This window comes from Paenibacillus maysiensis (genome assembly GCF_000520815.1).
Classification (GTDB): Bacteria; Bacillota; Bacilli; order Paenibacillales; family Paenibacillaceae; genus Paenibacillus; species Paenibacillus maysiensis.
On sequence record NZ_ASRY01000246.1, the window covers coordinates 1 to 907 of the forward strand.

Annotated in this window: 1 protein-coding gene; it reads left to right on the forward strand. The window is 43.3% G+C overall.

Going from position 1 to position 907, the window contains the following annotated elements; genetic code table 11:
- A partial coding sequence (locus L696_RS0117465) for a phage major capsid protein (RefSeq protein WP_025684790.1) occupies positions 1-777 on the forward strand: 777 nt, incomplete at its 5' end.
- Positions 778-907 lie beyond the last annotated feature (130 nt).

Genomic DNA, 907 nt, shown 5'->3' on the forward strand with positions numbered 1-907 from the left:
CTGAAAAAGAATCTGGTGTATGGGAATGTGGTCAACACCGATTACGAAGGGGAGATTCAAGGTCAGGGTTCCACAGTAAAAATCAATTCTATTGGTGCAGTAACCATTGGCAATTATGATAAGGTGGCAGGAATCGGTAATCCACAGGAACTGGATGCTACACAAAAAACATTGGTGATTGATCAGGCGAAGTATTTCAATTTTCAGGTGGATGATGTCGATGCTGCACAAGCGAATGTGAATCTACTGGATGGTGGAATCGTGGAAGCCTCTTATGGACTCGCCAATGTAGTGGATCAGTATCTTGCTGGATTTTATACGGAGGTCAAAGCTGAGAATACGATGGGTAACGATGCAACGCCTATAATTCCAACCAAAGATACAGCCTATGATTTACTGATTGATTTAGGCGTACTATTGGACGAAAATAATGTGCCGGAAACGGAACGATTTGTGGTGGTTCCTGCATGGTACTATGGCTTGCTACTGAAAGATGCTCGTTTCACGAAAGACCCAAGTATCATCCGCACAGGTTATGTGGGAGATATTGATGGCATGACCGTTTACAAATCCAACAGTGTGCCAAATACCGCAGGAGCTAAGTATAAAATTATTGCGGGTCATAAGAGCGCGATTTCGTTTGCTGGACAAGTGGATTCGGTGGAAGCATTCAGACCAGAGAAGCAATTTTCGGATGCAGTGAAAGGGTTGCAAGTGTTTGGAGCCAAATGCATCAAGCCGGAAGCTCTCGCTGTACTCACAGCCAATAAGTCTTAAGTGAAAGTGAACACATTATAATAGAAGAAACATGTTCAGGGCGTCCGTTTTGGATACCCTTATTTTTAATTTTGGAGGGTGATAAGATGTGGTTTTTGAATCAGGAAACAGGCTGCACATGGGAAGTCAC